Source organism: Ancylobacter dichloromethanicus (assembly GCF_018390645.1).
Classification (GTDB): Bacteria; Pseudomonadota; Alphaproteobacteria; order Rhizobiales; family Xanthobacteraceae; genus Ancylobacter; species Ancylobacter dichloromethanicus.
The window spans coordinates 1-1,369 of record NZ_JAHBGC010000037.1 but is presented as its reverse complement, the minus strand read 5'-3'; the positions used below and the strand labels follow the sequence as shown (position 1 = coordinate 1,369).

1 protein-coding gene is annotated in these 1,369 nt (G+C 63.3%); it reads right to left on the bottom strand.

Annotated features, from left to right (window positions below):
- On the bottom strand, positions 1–1,329 hold a 1,329-nt coding region (locus KHC23_RS16315), incomplete at its 3' end, for an IS1380-like element IS1247 family transposase (RefSeq protein ID WP_213373758.1).
- Positions 1,330–1,369 lie beyond the last annotated feature (40 nt).

The window sequence follows — 1,369 nt, the reverse complement described above, 5'->3', positions numbered from 1 at the left end:
TCGGCGGATAGCGGCGAGGATGGCGCGTACCATCGTGCCGGTGACAGCGACCTCGGCCAGCTGGAAGGTGATGGTGCGGGCGTGACGGACCACACGTGCCCCGATCTTGATCAGCTTCAGTTGCAGGCTGGTCAACGACCAGTCGGCCATGGCCTCGGGCAGCTCGATGCAGCGCAAGAAGGTGGCCAGGTTGTACGCCAGGGCGTGCAGTTGCAGCCGCACCTCATTGTCGCGGAACTTCCGGCACGACAGCCGCGTCCAGCGAAAGGCGTATTTGCCCTCTTTGATGTGCTGCTCGGCGGTGCCGCGCTGGTTGTAGAACCGCACCACCCAGTCCGGCTCCATCGGCAGGTTGGTGACGATGAAGCCGACACGCGGGAACAGTTCGCCCGGATGCCATTCGATCTTGGCGATCACCCGGCGTTCCTTGTCCCAGGACGCCGCCTGATACTCGAATTCCTCGAAGAACCGCTTGACCTTGGTCAGTGACGGCCGCCCGACAGGGCGCGTTAGCCGATGCGCGATCTTGTCCTTGAGGACCGCGTTTGCGGGCAGCCGGATGGCGTAGAAGAACCGCGCTTCTTCCAATCGCTCATAGATCGCCGGGATCGCGTAGGCAGCATCGGCCCGGAAGAACCTGCCACCAAGGTCGCGCTCCGCGTAGCGCGCAATGACGGGGTCGAGAACATCACGCCAGCCATCGGCGCTGTGGACGTTGCCATGGCGCAGGGCGCAGCGTTCCAGCATCCCGAACTGGTTGAACAGAAAGTTGGGGTGATAGCAGCTACAGTCGAAATGGCCATTCCAGGCGGACCCTTCCTGGTCGCCATGGGTCGGGCTGACCGAGCTGTCCATGTCCAGAACGATGTACTTCAGCCCGTTACGGTCATGGAACCGGTCGATCCATTGCCCGTTCAGGTCGGCCAGCGCGGCACGGTTCCCGGCCAGAGCCAGCGTCTCGGTCTCGAACCGTCCCATCTGCGATGCCGAGGCCGCTTGTGCATCGACCGCTCTGCCGCCGACAACTTGGCGCATGACCGGATCGCAGGCGAGACGGTTGGCGTCGTTGACATCCTCGTATCCGGCCAGCCGCCCAAAGACTGATTGCCGGAACAGGCCGTCGAGCCGATGGACCGTGTTCTTGCCAGAGCGAGTATCGCGCAGCGCCGCTGACGCCAAATCGGACAACCCGAGCGCGTCATCAAGCTCGCGCATCACCAGAAGGCCGCCGTCGGAACTGAGCTGCGTGCCGCGAAATTCCAGCCGCACGCGAGGGTCGAAATCCACCCGATCTGCCCGTTGCAAGCCCGCACCCTCTGGGTGATCCATGAAACGCGCCCCTCGCAGCCTTCAACACCATGTTTTATAT